The sequence below is a fragment of the Protofrankia coriariae genome (assembly GCF_001017755.1).
In the GTDB taxonomy this organism is placed as follows: Bacteria; Actinomycetota; Actinomycetes; order Frankiales; family Frankiaceae; genus Protofrankia; species Protofrankia coriariae.
Genome location: NZ_JWIO01000008.1, coordinates 67079 through 85801, shown reverse-complemented (window position 1 = coordinate 85801; position 18723 = coordinate 67079). Strand labels below are relative to the sequence as shown.

The window sequence follows — 18723 nt, the reverse complement described above, 5'->3', positions numbered from 1 at the left end:
GCAGGCCACCGCCGTACTCGCCCGCCCTCGACGCGTTCGCGGCGCGCGCCGGCCGGCGAGGAGACATGTGATCAACAACACGATCGTGGAGGCGGATGAAAGATCGAAGGAAATCATGGACACGGTTCAGGGCGGCCAGGCGTTCACGGCTACTCGTGACGGCCATCGGATCGGTGAACTGATCCCGTTGCGGCGACGCACACGGTTCGTCCCGCGCAGCGAGTTCGTGGTGATGTCCCGCGGTGCTCCCGGTATCTCTCTGGCCGCCTTTCGTGCCGATCAGGACGCTGCGTCCGATCGGGAATCGGACGATCCACACGTTCGAGAGTGCGCTGGCCAAGACCTCTGTGAGCGGAAGCCCCGCGATCGGTGAAGCCCACCGGCCTGACAGATCCGCCGGGCTTGACAGATCCGTCGGGGGTGGTGGGCCGGGGGTGGTTGGGGCGGGGCAGACTGTCGTTCATGACGTGGGTGGCGGTGAGACGCGGAAGCGGGCGGTCGCGAAAGGCGCGGTCGCGAAAGGCGTGGCGGTGAAGGGGCCGACCGCGAAAGGCGCGGCGGTGGCCTTGCTGCGGGATCAGGCGCTGGCGTATGCCGGGCATCAGGTGCACGTCATGCGCCGCCGGGAGGCCGGCACGCTGCTGGCCTGGGCGGGTGAGCTGGCCGGGCGGACCGTCCTGGACGTCGCCGGCGGTGACGGGTACTGGGCTGGCCAGGCGGTGCGCCGCGGGGCGCGGGCGGTCTGCCTCGACCTCGCCCGCGGCAAGCTGGAGTTCGGCCGCCGGCTGCGTGGGCGTCCCTCACTCGTCGAGGGGAACGCGCTGGCGCTGCCGTTCGCCGACGCCTCCTTCGACGTGGTGCTGTCGGTCTGCGCGATCGAGCACTTCGACGACGGGCCGGCCGCGCTCACCGAGATGACGCGGGTGCTCAGGCCAGGTGGGGACCTTGTCATGTCCGCGGACGCCCTCACCCGCGCCGACGAGTGGCCGCGGCTGTTCGCCCGGCACCGGCAGCGCTACCACGTCCAACAGACCTACACCGGCGACCAGTTGGCGAAGCTGCTCGACGAGCGCGGCCTGACGGTGGTGCGCCAGACCTACATGTTCCGCTCGCGGCGGGCCGAGCGGCTGTACCTGACGCTGTCGGCGAAGGGCGGCCGGGCCGGCTGGAACGCGGCGGCCCCGCTGTCACCGATCGTCACCCTGTCCGACCGGCGTACCCCGGACGGCCACGGCAGCGTGGTGCTGCTCCACGCCCGTAAACGGTAACCACGCCCGGTTCGCGGCGGACGCCGGCCACGACCGGCACCGGCTGTGACCGGCACCGACTGTGACCGGCACCGCCACCACACCACCGGCAGTTAGCGGGCCGGCTTCTCCCGAGGAAGATGGTTCGTCGTGCGGATTGGGTTCCTCCTCGACCAGATGCTGGCGCCGGTGCCCGGGGGGACGGGGCGGTACTCGGCGGAGCTCGCCGCCGCCCTCGTGCGGACGGCGCGGTCGGGCGAGACCGTCGTCGGCTGGTGCGCCTGGCGCCCGGAGGCCGCCACCGCCGCCGCGGCCGTGCCGGGCGTCCTCGGCCCCATCCGGCTGCCGCTGCCCCGCCAGGGGCTGGCCGCCGCCTGGCAGCGTGGCCACGGACCGGCGCCGACGGGGGTGGACGTCGTCCACGCCCCCACCCTGCTCGTCCCGCCCCGGCGGCCGGGGGTGCCGCTGGTCGTCACGGTCCACGACGCCGTGCCGTGGACCCATCCGCACACCCTCACCCCGCACGGCGCTCGCTGGCACCGGCGGATGGGCGTCCGGGTGGCCCGCCACGCCGACGCCGTGATCGTCCCCACCAGGGCCGTCGCCGTCGACCTGCGGGCCTGTCTGCCGATCCCGGCCGACCGGGTGCACGTCGTCGGGGAGGGGGTGAGCGAGGCGGTCGGGCAGGTCCCGGCGGACGCTGCCGCCCGCGCCGAACGTCTCGACCTGCCCGCCGGCGGCTATCTGCTCACCCTCGCCACTCTGGAGCCGCGCAAGGGCCTGGACACGGTGCTCGCCGCGCTGCGCGACCCGGCCGCGCCCGACCTGCCGCTGGTGCACGTCGGCCCGCCGGGCTGGGGCGGGCTGGACCTGCGGGCCGAGGCCACCCGTGTCGGCCTCGACCCGGCCCGGCTGCGGCTGCTCGGCCGGCTGGACGACGCCGACCTCGCGGTCGTGCTGTCGCGGGCCACCGCGCTGCTCGCGCCGAGCCGGTCGGAGGGTTTCGGGCTGCCGGTCGTCGAGGCGATGGCCCACGGCGTCCCCGTGATCGCCTCTGACATTCCCGCGTTCGTCGAGGTCGGTGGGCCCGCGATAGTAACCGTCGCGGTCGGCGACGCCACCGCGCTGGCCCGCGCCGCCGCGTCCGTTGTTAGCGACGCAGAGTTACATCGTCGGCTGAGTGTGGACGGGCGAGCGAGAGCGGCGGCATTTACCTGGAACGGGGCAGCGGAATCGCTCTGGTCCCTTTACCGTCGACTTAGCGGCTCTCGGGAGTTCTCGACGGGGTGACTCTCGGGATCCGGTGCGGGCGTAGGCTTGCCTGCGGACCGAGGTCGATGTGATCGGCAGCGCCCGACGGATCGGGAGCGATCCGTCGGGGGACAGCTTCACACGGCGTCGGTGGTCTCAAAGAACCTAGCGGTGAGTAACATGCCGCCAGTCGGAAGGAGCGCCGTGTCTCCCCGGGTGCTCGTCGACGCCACTGCGGTTCCAGCCGACCGTGGTGGCGTCGGTCGTTATGTCGACGGGCTGGTGGCGGCCTTGGATGCGGCTGGCGCCGACCTTGCCCTGGTCTGTCAACGATCGGACTACGAGCGGTACGGCCGGATGGCCCCGCGCGCCAACGTGGTGGCGGGTCCGGCGGCGATCGCCCACCGGCCCGCCCGCCTGGCCTGGGAACAGACCGGCCTGCCGCTGGTCGCCTACCAGGTCGGCGCACAGGTCATCCATTCGCCGCACTACACCATGCCGTTGCGCACCTCACAGCCGGTGTGCGTGACCATCCACGATGTCACGTTCTTCACAGAGCCGGAGATGCACACCGCCGTGAAGGGAACGTTCTTCCGGTCGGCGATGCGCACCGCCGTGCGCAAGGCAAACAGGATCATCGTCCCGTCCAAGGCCACCCGGGACGAGCTCATCCGGGTCCTCGACGGCGACTCGACCACGACCGACGTCGCCTACCACGGGGTGGAGACCGCGACCTTCCACCCGCCCACGGAGGAGGACAAGCGCCGGGTGCGGCTGCGGCTCGGTCTCGGCGACAGCCGTTACGTCGCCTTCCTCGGGATGCTCGAGCCCCGCAAGAACGTGCCGAACCTGATCCGAGGCTGGGCCGAGGCCGTGCACGACCGAGTGGACCCCCCCGCGCTGGTGCTCGCCGGCGGCTCGGGCTGGGACGACGACGTGGACGCCGCGGTCGCCTCGGTGCCGTCCCATCTGAAGGTGGTCCGCCCCGGCTACCTGCGCTTCTCCGACCTGCCCGGGTATCTGGGCGGAGCGTCGCTGGTCGCCTACCCGTCCCACGGGGAGGGCTTCGGGCTGCCGGTGCTGGAGGCGATGGCCTGCGGCGCGCCGGTGCTGACGACACCCCGGCTGTCCCTGCCGGAGGTCGGCGGTGACGCCGTCGCCTACACCCAGCCCGACGTCGACTCGATCGCCCGGGAGATGGGCGCGCTGCTCGACGACGCGCCGCGGCGTGAGTCGCTGGCGCAGGCCGGTCTCGCCCGGGCCCGGGAGTTCACCTGGGCGGCGAGCGCCGAGGCGCACCTGGCGAGCTACGCACGGGCCGCTGTGTCCTGACCCCGACAGTCGGCCTCGGCCCCGCCGGTGGCATCCTGACCCGGGTGCGACAATCGCGTGCGCATCCGGTGAGCAGGGACGAAGAGGGCGGTCAGTGAGCGCACAGAACGAGGCAGCACCGACGCAGCCGCAACCGGCGTCACCGCCACCGTCACCGGACGGCGGGCCGGAGGGCGCTGTTCCCGGGGACGCGCGGCCGCACCTGCGGGTGGTGGTCGTGGCGTTCCACTCCGGGCAGGTGCTCGGCCCCTTCCTGGACTCCCTGGCCAAGGCCACGTCGCTGCCCTACGAGGTCGTCGTGGTGGACAACTCGCCGGCGCTGGACGAGGGCACCGCCGCCGCCGCCGAACGCGACGAGGTCCGCCTGCTGCGCACCGGGCGCAACCTCGGCTACGGGACGGCGGTCAACCGTGGCGCCGCCGGCAGTACCGCCCCGTGGCTGGTGGTGGCCAACCCCGACATCACGTTCACGCCGGGGTCGCTCGACGAGCTGCTGGCGGCGTCCGAACGCTGGCCGGGCGCTGGCGCCTTCGGCCCGGCGATCACCAACCCGGGGGGCGTGCTCTACCCGTCGGCCCGCGAGCTCCCCTCCCTGTGGCGGGGGATCGGCCACGCCCTGTTCGGCTGGTGCTGGCCGACGAACCCGTGGACGACGGCCTACCGCCGCGAGCGCGGCGCGCTGGTCGAGACGACCGCCGGCTGGCTGTCCGGGGCGTGCCAGGTGCTGCGGCGCCAGGCGTTCGAGACGGTCGACGGGTTCGACGAGACGTACTTCATGTTCATGGAGGACGTGGACCTCGGCCGCCGGCTCGGTCTGCTCGGCTGGCAGCGGGTCTACGTGCCGACCGCGGTCGTGGAACATCTCGGCGGCCACTCGACGAGGCGCTCCTCCCGCCGCATGGTCGTCGCCCATCACCGCAGCATGTTCCGTTACCTGTCCCGGCAGTACCCGGACGCGCGCCATCTGCCGCTGCGGATCCTGCTCGGGCTGGGGCTCGGCCTGCGTCTGCTGCTGGCCGTGGCGTTCGCCGACAACAGCGCCGGCGCCCGCGCGACCCGCTCCGCCGACGCCCTCCCGCCCCGCGGCACCGACCCGTCCCGAAGTACTGAGCCCGCCCAGAACGAGGCACCGGCCCGCGACACAGAGCTCGCCCGTGACACGGAGCCTGTTCAGAACACGGGGTCTGTTCGAGATGCGGATGTGACCCGGGACAGCGACCCACCACGAAACGTCGACTCGGGTACCCCGGGCGAGGGCGGTTTTCAGGCCGCTGCCACGGCCTCGCTGTAGGGCCGGACCGCCACCGCGTCGACGGCCAGCATCTCACGAAAAAGATCATCCAGTCGGCGTGCCACCGGACCGTCCAGCCACGTCATACCGCACGACGGGCACTCCTCCACCGGGATGTCCGTGACCACCGCCACCCGGCCGTCCCGCTGTACGACCTTCGGCTTCCGGCCAGGACGGATCTCGCCGTTGCCACACACGTCACAGCGCACTACCGCCTCCTCCGGAAGCCGTCCGACCACTCGGTCGGATAAGGCTCGTATACCGTCACCAGTGTCTCCTGTCGCCGGCTCTCGTCAACGGCGACTACGACATGCAGTGGCCGGAGCCATTCGACCACCAGCACTAACTCCTTGGCGACGAACAGTCCACCCGGCGCTTCTTCGATGACCTGGCCTGATCCGAGTAACCGTTCAAACTCGCCGAGCGCGATGTCGATGATCTGAAGTTTGTCGAAGACGTGCTCCGTGTATCGGTAGCTGAACCGTTGCACGTAGGGTCGTGAGACTGGACGGTAGTGGCCGTCCCCTCCGTGCATGACGCCTCCACCAGAGCAAGGTCGACGATCTATAAAGATCGTAACCGGCGCCTCGGAGCGCAGCGTATGTCCCCCGGTACGCACCGAGTCGACGATGTGGGGGCTGACCCGTGGAAACGGCGATTGGCCGGACGGTAGGGTCGCAGCCTAGCGGCTTGGGGCGAGTTCGTTCAGGCGGCTGGCCACGACGGAGATCATGGCGCTGGTGAGGCGGGGAGCCGCCGCGGCCTCCTCGACGATGGCGCGTACCCGGTCCGCCCGGGCGCCGGTGGTGATCCGTTCGATGGCCGCGTCCGGATCGAACTCGGGCGCCGACATGGCGGCCTCGGTCAGTGCCGAGCGGGCCCGGGCGACATCCGCCCGCAGTGCCGCGGCGGCCATGTGCTCCCAGCGTGACTGGCCGGGCGGCTGCGCGCCACGGCCGATCAGGTGCGCCAGGCCCAGCTTGCCGAGCCCCAGCCTCGTCCCGATGGCGGTGTGGACGTGCAGCACGTCACTCGGCTCAAGATCGTTACGTAGTGCGACGTCGACGACGTCCAGCGCCGGGCTCATCGCGTCCAGCCAGGCGACGCGTTCGGCCAGCGGGGCAGGCAGGCCGCGTTCGTAGAGCTGTTCGGCGAACCGCAGGACGGCGGTCAGCTCCTGGTCGCTGCCCACGGTGGCGAGCACGGTGGGCAGCGCCGCGGCGACCTCGGCCACCCCCTCGGCGTAACGGGTGGTCTCGGCCGTGATGTCCAGCAGTGACCGGCGGGAGCGCAGCAGCCACAGCGCGGCCTCCTCCTGGACGAAGTGGCAGTGCAGCAGGGCCTCGGCGGACGGATCGCTGGAACCCACGGCCGGGCGTGAACGGCTGCCCTCGGCGGAGCCGTCACCGGGGCTTCCGCCAGAGCCGCCACCGATGCCGCCACTGGGGCCGCCGCTGGGGCTGCCGCCACTGAGATCTCCGCCGAGGCAGTGCGTGTCGAGCGCCTCCCAGATGTCGGTGAGGCCGAGCAGGCTGCCGGTGATGACGAACGCGCGCGCCCCCTGGACCGTGTCCGCGCCAGTCAGCTCCCGCAGGCGGTGCAGGAACCCGGCGCCGACCCGGTCGATGATCGAGTTGGTGAGCTGGGACGTGACGATCTCCCGTCGCAGCGGGTGGCGGTCGAAGTGCGCGTGCAGCACCGGCCGCAGGGACGCCGGCAGGTAGGCGTCCAGGACGGGTACGAGCGCCGGATCGTCGGGCAGGGGCGAGTCCAGCAGTGCGCGGGCCACCGTCCGTTTGGCGTAGGCGTGCAGGATGGCGATCTCCGGCCGGGTGTACGTGCGTCCCGCGGCGACCCGGGCGGTCAGCTCCTCGGCGCCCGGCAGGGTCTCGACGTCCAGGTCGATCTCGCCGGTGTCGACCAGGTGCTCGACGAACCTCGACAGCCCGTCCGCCGAGGTCACGACATGGCGTTCCGCCGCGCTCAGCGCCAGGGCCTGGCGGGCACAGTCGGTCAGGACCGCCCGCACGACGTCGCCGGTGGCGGCCGCCAGCAGCCGCTCGCGTTCGGCCCGGTCGATCGCACCCGCCCCGATCGCCAGCTCAAGACCGATCTTGATGTTGACCTCGCGGTCGGAGCAGTCGACGCCGCCGGAGTTGTCCACGAAGTCGGTGTTGCACCGTCCGCCGCGCAGGGCGAACTCGACCCGGGCGGCGTCGGTGAGGCCGAGGTTGCCGCCCTCGGCCACGACCCGGCAGCGCAGCTGCCGGGCGTCGACCCGCATCCCGTCGCGGGCCTTGTCCCCGACCGAGGCGTGCTCCTGCCCGCTGGCCTTCACCCAGGTGCCCACGCCGCCGTTCCACATCAGGTCGACCGGTGCGCGCAGGATCGCCCGGACCAGGGCGTCGGCGGGCAGCGTGTCGTCGCCGACACCGAGCAGCTCGCGGACCGGCTCGGTCAGCTCGATCCGCTTGGACGACAGCGGGAAAACGCCCCCGCCGGCCGACAGCAGGCCGCGGTCGTAGTCGTCCCAGCTGCTCGACGGCAGCGACGCCAGCCGGCGGCGCTCCTCGAACGACCGGGCCGGGTCGGGGTCGGGGTCGAGGAAGATGTGCCGGTGGTCGAAGGCGGCCACCAGCCGCAGATGGCGGGAGAGCAGCATCCCGTTGCCGAAGACGTCGCCGGACATGTCACCGATGCCGACGACGGTCAGGGGCTCGCGGTCGGCGTCGACGCCGAGCTCGGCGAAGTGCCGACGCACCGACTCCCACACGCCGCGGGCGGTGATGCCCAGCGCCTTGTGATCGTATCCGCTGCGGCCGCCGGAGGCGAACGCGTCGCCGAGCCAGTAGCCGTTCGCCGCCGCCACCTGGTTGGCCAGGTCGGAGAAGCGGGCCGTGCCCTTGTCGGCGGCGACGACCAGATAGGTGTCGGACCCGTCGTGGCAGACCATCCCCGCCCGGCAGTGCGTCTCGCCGTCGGCCCGGTTGTCGACGAGGGCCAGCAGCGCCTCCATGAACCGCGTGTAGCAGGACTCGGCCAGCCGGGCGAGCCGCCCCGGGTCCGTCGGCGGGCGGCGCAGCACGAACCCGCCCTTGGCCCCGTCCGGCACGATGACGGCGTTCTTGACCCGCTGGGCCTTCATCAGACCGAGGATCTCGGTCCGCAGGTCCTCCTGACGGTCGGACCAGCGGATACCGCCGCGGGCCAGCAGGGCGCCGCGCAGGTGCACCGCGTCGAACCGGGGGGAGCTGACGAAGGTCTCGGCCTCCGGCAGCGGCCGGGGCAGCCACGGCAGCCCGGCCGGGGCGAGTTTGAAGGCCAGCGCGTCCCCGGCGCCACCGCCCATCTCGTATCCGTGGCCGTACCCGGCGTGGACCGCTGACCCGGCTGGCCCGGCCGGCTCGCTCTGTTCGGAGGGTGCGTGGCCGGCTCCCGCCGGCCGGNGGCCGGCTCCCGCCGGCCGGTCGGGCAGCGTTCGCTGGAGCTGGATCCGCTCCGGCGCCGAGTCGGGTGTCGCGTAGAACGTCGTCCGGACGATCGCGAGGACGACGTCGCGCAGCCTGCGCAGCACGGTGTCGTCGTTGATGCCCGTCACCCACCCGAGCGCGTCCTCCAGCGCGGCGTGCAGCCGTTCGGCGTTGTCCGGGTTCGCCCGCAACGGATCCATCCGGGCGTGGAAGAGGGCCACCAGGTCGTGCGCGTAGGACGGGTGGGCGGTCAGGACGCGGTGGGCGTAGCGCCCACCCAGCGACGTCCCGGCCAGGCGCAGGTAACGGAACAGCGTCCGCAGCAGCCGCACCTCACGGGCGGTGAGCCCGGCGGTGAGCACCAGCGAGTCCAGGCTGTCGCTGTCGACGTCCCCGAGCGCGAGACCACTGAGGATGTCGCGCAGCCCGTCCATCTGCTTCAGCGCCGCCTCCGCCAGCTCCGGGGAGACGATCATGTGGTACTCGTCCAGGGTGGCCATGCCCCCGTCCGGGCCCGGACGGCTCGGCAGGCAGCGGTGGGTCCGCGCGCGCAGGCCCAGGTTGGCCAGCACCGGTATCACGTCGGCGATCGGCGGCTCGTGCGCCTGCCAGGCGAGCCACACCGCCAGCGTGGCGGTCCCGTCGTCGGTGCGGGCGGCGGCGAAGCCCGGCTCCCAGCCCTGGGCCAGCCCGGCCAGAGCGGTCTCGGCACCCGACAGGGTGCCGTCGTGCAGGAGCCGATAGCTGCGATCAGACGGGCGTACCACCCTTTCAGCATCGCCAGAAGTGCCGGGCAGCGCACTCCGGCACACCGCGCGGCCGGCTGGCCGGCTCCCACGGCTGGGTGTCCGCGACGCGACGTCACCGAAATACGCGAACATCGTGCACCAGGCGGTGTCGCCTCTGCGAAACTGACCCGCCATGGACGCTGTGATGCTGGTCGGGGGGCAGGGCAGCCGGCTGCGCCCGTTGACGATGTCGGCACCGAAACCGATGCTTCCGGTCGCCGGGGTGCCGGTGACCGCCCACATGCTCGCCCGCGCCCGGGACGCGGGGATCACCCGGGTCGTTCTCGCGACCTCGTACCGGGCCGAGGTGTTCGAGGAGTATTTCGGGGACGGCTCCGCCCACGGGCTGGAGTTGGAATACGTCACCGAGGCCGAGCCGCTCGGGACCGGCGGCGGGATCCGCAACGTCGCGTCGAGGCTGCGTGGCGGCCCGGACGACCCGGTGGTCGTCTTCAACGGCGACATCCTCTCCGGGCTGGACATCGCCGCGCTGGTGCGGCGCCACCGCCAGGCCGACGCGGCCGTCACCCTGCACCTGACCGAGGTCGACGACCCGCGGGCGTTCGGTGTCGTCTCCACCGACGCGGACGGCCGGGTCACCCAGTTCCTGGAGAAGACACCCGACCCGCCGACCAACCGGATCAACGCGGGCTGTTACGTGTTCCGCCGGTCGGTGATCGACAGCATTCCGGTGGGGCGTCCGGTCTCGGTCGAGCGGGAGACCTTCCCCGGGCTGCTGGACGCCGGTTTCCTGGTGGTCGGCTACATCGACAGCACCTACTGGCTGGACCTGGGCACACCCGACGCGTTCGTCCGGGGCTCCCGGGATCTGGTGACCGGACGGATCGCCTCCTCGGCGCTGCCGGGGCCGGTGGGTGACTGGCTGGTGCTGCCAGGCGCCTCCGTCGCCGTCGACGCCAAGATCGGCGGGGGCGCGGTGGTGGGCGTCGGCGCGGTGGTGGGTGCCGGCGCCACCGTCGACGGCGCGGTGCTCTTCGACGGCGCGGTGATCGGTGAGGGCGCGACCGTGCGCACCTCGGTGGTGGGCGCCGGCGCGGTCGTCGGGAACAGGGTGTCGCTGGACGGGGTGGTCATCGGTGACCGCGCACGGATCGGGGCCGGCAATGAGCTGCGGGCCGGCGCCCGCGTCTTCCCCGACGCGGTGCTGACCGCGGGCGCGATCCGTTTCAGCTCCGACCGCGTCTGACCGGCCGGGGCGGGCCGGCTGGCGGCGTCCACCCGGCCCTTCGTTCGTCTCCTGGCCGGGGCGCGCGCCCGCGGCCTGCCCGAAGCTCTCCGCACCAAAGCTCTCAACGCCGAAGCGCTCAGCGCGGCACCGTGGGATCGGGCGCGGCGGACGTCCCCGGCGCGGGAGTCGTCCCGCCCGGCGTGGCCTGCGCCTGCGCGGTCAGCGCGGCCACCGTGCCCGCGATCGTCGGGCTGAGGTTGAGGCTCCCACCGGAGGCACCTGACTCGGCGGCGGTGGGGGAGTCCCAGGCCGCGCCGGCGGGGTCCGGGTTGGCGTAGGTGGACACGAACTCCTTGATGACGCTCTCGGAGACGGTCGCGCAACGCTGGGTGCGGTCCCAGGCGGTGAGGACGAAGTGCTTGTCCTCGGGGAAGTCGCCGCGTTCCCAGGGCAGCGCGATGAACCGCTCACCGGCGTTCTCAGCAGCCGCACGCAGCGCCGTGACCTGGTCGTCGGGGAGCTTCGGGTCGTACCAGCCGATGACGAAGCCGTGCTCGAGATTGTGCACGGCGCGTTCGATCCGCAGTTTCGGGATGCGCTCGTAGAAGCGGTAGGCGTCCGGCAGCGGGTCGGCGTCATGGTTGCCGGACGACGGCGGGGCCACGTCGTAGTTGACGGTCTCGTTCGCCGCGACATGGGTGTTGCCGCGTGACGCGTCGTTGACGACCCCGGTGCACCCGGCCGTCGCCGCGGCCCCGCTCGCCGCCGCGACATAGCCGACCTTGCGGGTTTCGTCCTTCGACTGGTTGTCGCGCACGGCATAGATGATGCCGGCCAGCACCGCGAGCAGGACGACACTGGCGGAACCGTAGAGCAGCCAGGAGCGGCGCCGCTCCTGGCGCCGCTGTTCGCGCCGGAGCGCCTCCAGCCGTGCGTTGCGTTCCGCGTTCTTTTTGCCCACGGCGCCCCATCCTACGAAGGTCCGAATATCACGCCGCACCCCGTCCTGGCCATGAGGTTCCGGTTACGGGATCCGGGTCACAGGGTGCGCTCCTGGTCACCCGCTCCTGGTCAGCTGATCCGCTCACCCGGCCCGGGCCACGTGACCCGGCTCACCTGGTGACGACGAACGGCGTGACGTCCCGGGGCGGGCGTGGCTCGGGCGGACGCGCCGGATGGCCGATCCCCACCGCGCCCATGGGCTGCCAGTCCGCCGGCAGCCGCAGCACCTCGTGGACCACGTCCGGGCAGAACAGGGTGCTCGACACCCAGCACGCTCCCAGGCCCTCCGCGGCCAGGCAGACCAGCATGTTCTGCACGCCGGCTCCCATCGCGACCAGGAACATCCGCTCCTCGGCGGCGNGGCGGCCCGCCGGCGGTCGGGATAGCCATGGGCGCCGTCGGTGACCAGGCAGGGCACGACCAGGACGGGCGCCCGGCGCAGGACGTCGCCACGCCCTAGCCGGCGGGTGACCGCGGCCGGGTCGAAGCCGTCCGCGCGCAGGTCCGCAGCCCATGCCTCGGCCATCCGTGTCAGCAGCTCGTCGCGGGCGTCGGCGACGACCACGAACCGCCACGGGGTCGTGTGATGCGGGGCCGGGGCGGTCACGGCGGCGGCGAAGGCGCGCTGGAGCGCCCGCGGATCCACGGGCGCGTCGCTGAACTCGCGGACCGTCCGCCGGGCGGTGACCGCCGAGCGCCGGGCCTCGGCGGTGCCGAGCCGGAACATGTCCTCGCCCGCCGGACGGACCAGCGCCCGGGCCCCGCGGCCGTCGTCGGCGAGCGCGCGCAGGCCGCGCACGAGCGCCACCGGCACCCCGGACAGCTTCCGTTTGACCAGGTCGGCGGCGGCGGCCAGCTCGTCCGCCTCGGCGATCTCGGTCATGCCCAGCTCGTTGCCGTACGGGTCGACGTCGCCGATGTGGCTGCGCAGCGCGGCCAGCCCCGCGACACCGATCGCGTGGTCGGTCAGGCCGGCCCGCCACGGCCGGCCGGCGGTGTCGCTGACGACGACGCCCACGGACACGCCCAGACGGGCCCGCAGGCCGTCGACCAGGGCCCGCGCGCTCGCGTCCGGGTCGAGCGGCAGCAGGGCGATCTCGTCCTTGCGGACGTTCGACGCGTCCACCCCGGCATTGGCGAGCACGAACCCGTGCCGGGTCTCGACGATGCGGGTCGGCCCTCGGGCGGCGACCTCGCGGACGGTCTCGGTCTCGACGGCGGCCAGTCGCGCGGCATCCCGGTCGCCGCCCGCCGGGACCAGCCGCCCCTCGGCCTTCGAGACGATCTTCGAGGTGACGACGAGGATGTCATCGTCGCGTAACGTGACATTCTGGGTGGCAAGCGCGGTTGCGATGACCGCTGTGAGGTCGTCGCCCGCGTGTATCTCGCCGATTCCCGTGATGGCTATTACGGAAAGTGACGAACGTGGTGACTCAGACACCGGCGAGCTCCAGAGCCGCGCGGACGATCTCGACGGTCGCGCCGATGTCCGTCATCAGCAGTGGCCGGGCCTTCACCGTGACGCCGGGTACCTGCGTGCCGGTGTCGGCGGTGTCGACCAGCCAGCCGTCGAGGATCCCGCCGCCAGCGGCCGCGTCGGTGCCCCCGCCGCTGGTGCCCCCGCCGCCGCTGCTCCTGCCCGTGGCGGGGGTGCCGCGGGCGCCGTAGTGGGCGCCGACCGCGCCCGCGGTGGTGGCCACACCGATCGCGCGCAGGCAGGCGTCCGCCATGCCGCGTACCGGGGCCCCGCCGATGATCGGGGACACCCCGACGACGGGCGCGGGTGTCGCGACCAGCGCCGCCCGCAGCCCCGGCACGGCGAGGATCGACCCGATGGACACCACCGGGTTCGACGGCGGGAGCAGCACGACGTCGGCGTCCGCGAGCGCGTCGAGCACCCCCGGTGCCGGCCGCGCCTGCTCGGCCCCGACCGAGATGATCTCCTGGGCCGGGGTGGCGGCGCGCATCCGCAGCCACCACTCCTGGAAGTGCACGGCCCGCCGCCCCTGCTCGGTGTCGACGACCACATGCGTCTCGACCCGGTCGTCGCTCATCGGCAGCAGACGTAGCCCCGGCTGCCACCGCTGGCACAGCGCCGCGGTCACGTCGGTGAGCGAATAGCCGGCGGCGAGCATCTGGGTGCGGACGAGATGGGTGGCGAGGTCGCGGTCGCCGAGCCCGAACCAGGCCGGGCCGACGCCGTAGGCTGCCAGCTCTTCGGCCACGGTGAACGTCTCCTCGTGCCGGCCCCAGCCCCGCTCGGTGGAGATCCCCCCGCCGAGGGTGTACATGACCGTGTCGAGGTCGGGGCAGATACGCAGGCCGTGCAGGGTGATGTCGTCACCGGTGTTGCCGATCACCGTGATGTCGGCGTCGGGTAACGCGGCCCGCACACCGAGCAGGAAACGGGATCCCCCGATGCCGCCCGCGAGCGCTGTGATCCTCACCGTGCCCTCGCGTCCCGTGCCCTCGCGTCCCGTGACTGTGTCACCGTTCGACCCTATCCGCATGCTGTCACCGGTGACGGCCGAGCCGGCCGCCGTGGGTACCGCGGCCGCGTTCCAGTGCCGCGTTCCAGGGCCGCCGGTTCCCCGCGGCTGTCAGGCGCTGGGACTCGGGGAACTCACGAAGCCTGACAAAAACCTACGGCTGCGCGCTCGCCGGCCGGGACAGGGGGGTGCTGTCGGCCCCGGCCGCGGGGTGGTGGATGGCGAACGCGGCCAGCAGATAGCGCACCAGGCTGCTGGTCGGCCGCGTCGGAGCGGGGTCGGCCAGCCCGCCTTCGATGGTGGCCACGACCGCGTCCGCGGCGATGTCCTGTTCCGTTTCGTCGACATGGTCGGCGACCGTGGCCAGCGCCAGATCGTGCAGCCAGGAGTGCAGCCGTTCGTGGTACTCCATCACCGTCGGGGAGTGCGGTGCGCGTTCGGCCACACAGGGATGCAGGGAACGCCGGCGTTCGACCGAATCCAGGGCCGCGAACAGCTTCTGCGCCGGATCACCGTCGAGCGCCTCGATGCGGTCGACCTCACCGTCGAGCAACCGGTTGAGGACGGCGGCGAAGGCGTGGTCCTTCGACCGGAAATACCAGTAGACGGAGCCTGGCTCGATGCCCGCTGCCCGGGCGATTTCGGCGACGGAGGTGGCGGCGAAGCCGCGGGCGAGGAACTGTTGCTCGGCGACGGCCAGTAGCGCGTCTATTCGCTCCTCGCGTGGGACCTCCTGACGGTTACGCGGCACCTGATCAGCCTAACGACCGTCGCCGTCATCGGTGCGTGGAAGGTACCCGGACCGGCGACACGTGATGGATGTCAACGGTGGTTGTCGTCCGTTATCGGTGTATCCACCCGTCAAGGTCGTTTTTTGTCCGGTCCGCCCTGTCGCTCCGAGTTGTGATCTTGAAAAGATGGCGGATCGCATTGGATGTGTCGTATCTCTTGATTCTGCTTAGAGAGGATGGGGAGACTGGATGTACCACCGGCATGTGTGCCGTAACCGGAAAGGACGATTCATGTCCCAGTCGAAGCCGCCCGTGATGCGCCACAGCCTCGACGCCCTCACGGCGACGCTGGCCCGGGCGCTGGCCGACGCGCGCCATCCACAGGTCGAGGCAGCCAGGCGTTCGCAGGTACGCCGTAGCGCGGGCAGGTCCCCGGCACCGCCGGGCGACCCCGGGGCCCGCAGCTGCGACCGGCTCGTCGCCCGTACCCGGACGTACAACATTCTTGGTGTTGCCAGCCGGCTGCGCGCCATCACCACCTGACCCGCTGACACCACCTGTCGGCCCGAGGCCTGTGTCGTGCCCGGGGGATGTTCGACCGCGCGGAGGCGCTCACGTCGGCCGGCATCCCGCGGGCACGGCCTGGGCCGCCCGGGCTCGCGAAGCGGCGTTCGGAGCCGGCTGCGCACAGAGCATGATCGGTCTGCCGTTGACTGTCCGTGACTACAGGCGCCCTTCGGGCCCTGGTGACAGCCAACCGGCGGCAGTCGGCCGGATCGTCGCGGTGACCCTGGCGGCGTGGCCGGATGCCACCGCCGCCCGGGCGTGAAAAGCATGATCGCGTTGCTGTCGGCCTTCGGGATCCCCGAACACGGGCTCCTCGAAGATGCCGGCCGCCGGCGGCGCGCGGAGCATGGTCCTGCCACCTTCGGCTCGAGGGGGCCCGGAGGTGCCCGGACGTGTCCGACAGAGGTGTCCGTATGGGTGCCCGGATGCGCCCGGATGCGATGGCCGTCGCCGGTGCGAAGAACATGATCGTGCTGCTGGCGGCTTCGCCCGATAGATGATCGCTGGGATTCGGATGGGTAGATGACGAGATCGCGGGAGCCCACGCAGGGCCCGTCCCGGGCCACGGACAGCGATGCCACGCCGCCGGTGACACGGCAGACCGGACAGACGGCCGCCCGGCCGGTACGGCCTGCCGTCCAGCCGGGTCGTGAGCCGCGTGACCGAGCGACCACCGGCGCCGAAGCCGGCCTGGCTCCCGCGGGCCCGGCGCTGCGGCGCGCGCTGCGCCGGGCCCGCGACGGCGTGCCGCTCGACGCGGTGGAGGCGGCCGTGCTGATGACCGCCCGTGGGGACGATCTCGTCGACCTGTCCGCGTCGGCGGCGCGGGTGCGCGACGCCGGCCTGCGCTCGGCCGGGCGGCCGGGCACGATCACTTATTCGCCGAAGGTGTTCATCCCCCTCACCCGGCTGTGCCGGGACAGGTGCCACTACTGCACGTTCGCGACCGTCCCGCACCGGCTGCCCGCGCCCTACCTGAGCCTGGACGAGGTCGTCGAGATCGCCCGCAGCGGCGCGGCGGCGGGCTGCGCGGAAGCGCTGTTCACCCTGGGCGATCGCCCGGAGGACCGCTGGCCGGCGGCGCGCCAGTGGCTGGACAGCCATGGCTACGACTCCACCCTCGGCTATCTGCGGGCGGCGGCCATCGCCGTCCTGGAGGAGACCGGGCTGCTGCCGCACCTGAACCCCGGGGTGCTGTCCTGGCAGGAGCTCGCCCGGCTCAAGCCGGTCGCGCCGTCCATGGGCATGATGCTGGAGACGACCGCGACCCGGCTGTGGTCCACCCCGGGCGGCCCGCACTACGGCTCGCCCGACAAGGAGCCGGCCCNCGGCCCGCCGGCTGCGGGTGCTGGAGGACGCCGGCCGACTGTCGGTGCCGTTCACCACCGGCCTGCTGCTCGGCATCGGCGAGACCTACCTGGAACGCGCCGAGACGCTGTTCGCGATCAGAGCNCCCGCCGTTACGGCGGTATCCAGGAGGTGATCGTCCAGAACTTCCGGGCCAAGGACGACACGGCGATGCGGGGCACGCCCGACGTCGGCGCCGAGGAACTCGCCGCGGCGGTCGCCGTCGCCCGGCTGGTGCTCGGCCCGTCCCTGCGGCTGCAGGCGCCGCCGAACCTGGTCGACCCGGACGAGTGCGCGCTGCTGCTGGCCGCCGGCATCGACGACTGGGGCGGGGTGTCACCGGTGACACCGGACCACGTCAACCCGGAACGGCCCTGGCCGGCGGTGACAGCCCTGGCCACGGCCACCGCGGCGGCTGGCCTGACGTTGCGGCCCCGGCTGACCGCCTACCCGCCCTACCTGGACGAACCGTGGCTGGACCCCAGGCTGCGCCCGCACGTGGCCGCGCTGAGCGGCCCGGACGGCCTGCTGCGCGCGGGAGCGGCCGCGGTGGGCCGCCCCTGGCAGGAGCCGGACGGCGGGCTCGCCGACAGCGGCCGGGTCGACCTGCAGACGGCCATCGACGTCTCCGGCCGCCGTACCGACCGCCGGGCGGACTTCGCCTCGGTCTACGGCGACTGGGACGTCCTACGCGCGCAGGTCAGCGCCGCGGGCACCGGCGCGGACGGGGTGATCGGCACGGGATCTCGCGCCGTATCGAGTGACACCGCGCAGGGCGACGCTGTGCCCGCTGGTGGCGTCGCGCAGGGCGACGCTGTGCCTGAAGGCGTCGCCGTGCGCGACGCTGTGTCCGGTGGGGATTCGCCGGCCTCGGCCACCGCTGCCGGCGTGCCAACGCGCCTCGACGGCGAGACGCGGGCCGCGCTGCGGCGCGCCGCCGACGATCCGGCGGGCATCAGCGACGCGGACGCCCTGATCCTGTTCGGCGCGGCCGGCCCCGCGCTCGAGGAGCTCTGCTGGCTCGCGGACGACCTGCGGCGCGACGCCGTCGGCGACGACGTCACCTACATCGTCAATCGGAACATCAACTTCACGAACGTCTGCTACACCGGGTGCCGGTTCTGCGCGTTCGCGCAGCGGCGGGGCGACGCCGACGCCTACACGCTCTCCCAACAGGAGGTCGGCACCCGGGCCGAGGCGGCGTGGGCGGCCGGCGCCACCGAGATATGCATGCAGGGCGGCATCCACCCGGACCTGCCCGGGACCGCCTACTTCGACCTGGCCCGCGAGATCAAGAGCCGGGTCCCGGGCATACACCTGCACGCCTACTCCCCGATGGAGGTCGTCAACGGCGTCAACCGGACCGGCCTGTCCATCCGGGACTGGCTGACCGCGGCCCGCGAGGCCGGCGTCGACTCGGTCCCGGGGACGGCCGCCGAGATCCTCGACGACGACGTCCGCTGGGTGCTCACCAAGGGCAAGCTGCCGGCCTCGGCCTGGGTGGAGATCATCACGACCGCGCACCAGGTGGGCCTGCGGTCGTCCGCCACGATGATGTACGGGCATGTGGACACCCCGGCGCACTGGGTGGCCCACCTGCGGCTGCTGCGCCGCATCCAGGAATCCACCGGCGGGTTCACCGAGTTCGTGGCGCTGCCGTTCGTCCACCACAGCTCGCCGATCTATCTGGCCGGCGTGGCCCGGCCCGGCCCCACCGTGCAGGAGAACCGGGCGGTGCACGCGATGGCCCGGCTGCTCCTGCACGGCGCGATCGACAACATCCAGTGCTCCTGGGTGAAGCTCGGCCCGGACGGTTGTGAGCAGGTCCTGCGCGGCGGGGTCAACGACGTCGGCGGCACGCTCATGGAGGAGACCATCAGCCGGATGGCCGGCTCCCAGCACGGGTCGGCCCGTTCCGTCGCGGAGCTGGAGGCGCTGGCCCAGGCCGCGGGACGGCCGGCGCGGCAGCGGACGACGACCTACGGGCGGGTCCCGGCGGAGCGGCTGGCCGCAGCCCGC

Annotated in this window: 13 protein-coding genes and 3 pseudogenes (1 of these 16 running past the window's edge); 8 read left to right on the top strand and 8 right to left on the bottom strand. The window is 72.8% G+C overall.

The window, feature by feature from the left end; genetic code table 11:
- The 5 genes and pseudogenes from FrCorBMG51_RS07295 to FrCorBMG51_RS07270 form a co-directional block, all read left to right on the top strand.
- Positions 1-373, top strand: partial view of a Fic family protein gene (locus FrCorBMG51_RS07295; RefSeq protein WP_052914446.1) — the final stretch only. 764 nt of this gene lie to the left of the window's left edge; only the last 373 of its 1137 coding nucleotides appear in the window; the start codon falls outside the window, past its left edge; its stop codon occupies positions 371-373.
- Positions 374-560: 187 nt separating this feature from the next.
- A complete protein-coding gene (locus tag FrCorBMG51_RS07285; RefSeq protein ID WP_047222370.1) occupies positions 561-1268 on the top strand; it encodes a class I SAM-dependent methyltransferase in 708 nt (235 codons plus the stop codon).
- A gap of 129 nt (positions 1269-1397) precedes the next feature.
- On the top strand, positions 1398-2537 hold the full coding sequence (locus FrCorBMG51_RS07280; RefSeq protein WP_047222324.1) for a glycosyltransferase family 4 protein: 1140 nt from the start codon (positions 1398-1400) through the stop codon (positions 2535-2537).
- Positions 2538-2702: 165 nt separating this feature from the next.
- Complete coding sequence (locus FrCorBMG51_RS07275) at positions 2703-3830, top strand: glycosyltransferase family 4 protein (RefSeq protein ID WP_083731015.1); 1128 nt, start codon at positions 2703-2705, stop codon at positions 3828-3830.
- Between the two features lie 202 nt (positions 3831-4032).
- Positions 4033-4908, top strand: a pseudogene (locus tag FrCorBMG51_RS07270) (glycosyltransferase family 2 protein); the annotation flags it as partial.
- A 185-nt stretch (positions 4909-5093) separates the two neighbouring features.
- Here the strand turns inward: FrCorBMG51_RS07270 and FrCorBMG51_RS07265 are convergent.
- The 3 genes from FrCorBMG51_RS07265 to FrCorBMG51_RS07255 all read right to left on the bottom strand — a co-directional run bounded on the left by FrCorBMG51_RS07265 (position 5094) and on the right by FrCorBMG51_RS07255 (position 9025).
- The gene (locus tag FrCorBMG51_RS07265; protein WP_047222322.1) at positions 5094-5330 is read right to left on the bottom strand and encodes a type II toxin-antitoxin system MqsA family antitoxin; all 237 of its coding nucleotides are present in this window, start codon (positions 5328-5330) and stop codon (positions 5094-5096) included.
- On the bottom strand, positions 5330-5611 hold the full coding sequence (locus FrCorBMG51_RS07260) for a DUF4258 domain-containing protein (protein WP_157180427.1): 282 nt from the start codon (positions 5609-5611) through the stop codon (positions 5330-5332). The genes FrCorBMG51_RS07265 and FrCorBMG51_RS07260 overlap by 1 nt, the downstream gene beginning before the upstream one ends.
- A gap of 192 nt (positions 5612-5803) precedes the next feature.
- Entirely contained in the window at positions 5804-9025 is a 3222-nt protein-coding gene (locus tag FrCorBMG51_RS07255) for an NAD-glutamate dehydrogenase domain-containing protein (RefSeq protein ID WP_476742125.1), read from the bottom strand.
- A 487-nt stretch (positions 9026-9512) separates the two neighbouring features.
- Between FrCorBMG51_RS07255 and manB the strand changes: the two genes are divergently transcribed.
- Positions 9513-10586, top strand: coding sequence for a mannose-1-phosphate guanylyltransferase (manB, locus tag FrCorBMG51_RS07250; RefSeq protein ID WP_047222320.1), 1074 nt, complete (start codon positions 9513-9515; stop codon positions 10584-10586).
- A gap of 118 nt (positions 10587-10704) precedes the next feature.
- On the opposite strand, the gene FrCorBMG51_RS07245 is transcribed toward manB, so the two are convergent.
- From FrCorBMG51_RS07245 to FrCorBMG51_RS07230, 4 genes and pseudogenes are all read right to left on the bottom strand, one after another.
- A complete protein-coding gene (locus FrCorBMG51_RS07245) occupies positions 10705-11529 on the bottom strand; it encodes a DUF3105 domain-containing protein (protein ID WP_047222319.1) in 825 nt (274 codons plus the stop codon).
- A gap of 151 nt (positions 11530-11680) precedes the next feature.
- Positions 11681-13011, bottom strand: a pseudogene (locus tag FrCorBMG51_RS07240) (coenzyme F420-0:L-glutamate ligase).
- On the bottom strand, positions 13004-14017 hold the full coding sequence (gene cofD, locus FrCorBMG51_RS07235; RefSeq protein WP_047222318.1) for a 2-phospho-L-lactate transferase: 1014 nt from the start codon (positions 14015-14017) through the stop codon (positions 13004-13006). The pseudogene FrCorBMG51_RS07240 and the gene cofD overlap by 8 nt, the downstream one beginning before the upstream one ends.
- Positions 14018-14213: 196 nt before the next feature.
- Positions 14214-14810 carry a TetR/AcrR family transcriptional regulator gene (locus FrCorBMG51_RS07230; RefSeq protein ID WP_047222317.1) on the bottom strand — a complete coding sequence of 199 codons (597 nt, stop codon included), beginning with the start codon at positions 14808-14810 and terminating at the stop codon, positions 14214-14216.
- A 271-nt stretch (positions 14811-15081) separates the two neighbouring features.
- Between FrCorBMG51_RS07230 and FrCorBMG51_RS07225 the strand changes: the two genes are divergently transcribed.
- Entirely contained in the window at positions 15082-15333 is a 252-nt protein-coding gene (locus FrCorBMG51_RS07225) for a hypothetical protein (RefSeq protein ID WP_013872559.1), read from the top strand.
- 180 nt (positions 15334-15513) lie between these two features.
- Here the strand turns inward: FrCorBMG51_RS07225 and FrCorBMG51_RS07220 are convergent, their stop codons facing one another.
- Positions 15514-15705, bottom strand: coding sequence for a hypothetical protein (locus FrCorBMG51_RS07220; protein WP_013872560.1), 192 nt, complete (start codon positions 15703-15705; stop codon positions 15514-15516).
- Positions 15706-15879: 174 nt separating this feature from the next.
- On the opposite strand from FrCorBMG51_RS07220, the pseudogene FrCorBMG51_RS07215 reads away from it, so the two are divergent.
- A pseudogene (locus FrCorBMG51_RS07215) lies at positions 15880-18723 on the top strand (bifunctional FO biosynthesis protein CofGH); the annotation flags it as partial.

Bases quoted from the DNA above. Each gene is read 5' to 3' on its own strand.
- FrCorBMG51_RS07220 (WP_013872560.1), bottom strand. From the start codon at position 15,705: ATGCTCCGCGCGCCGCCGGCGGCCGGCATCTTCGAGGAGCCCGTGTTC.
- FrCorBMG51_RS07225 (WP_013872559.1), top strand. From the start codon at position 15,082: ATGTCCCAGTCGAAGCCGCCCGTGATGCGCCACAGCCTCGACGCCCTC.
- manB (WP_047222320.1), top strand. From the start codon at position 9,513: ATGGACGCTGTGATGCTGGTCGGGGGGCAGGGCAGCCGGCTGCGCCCG.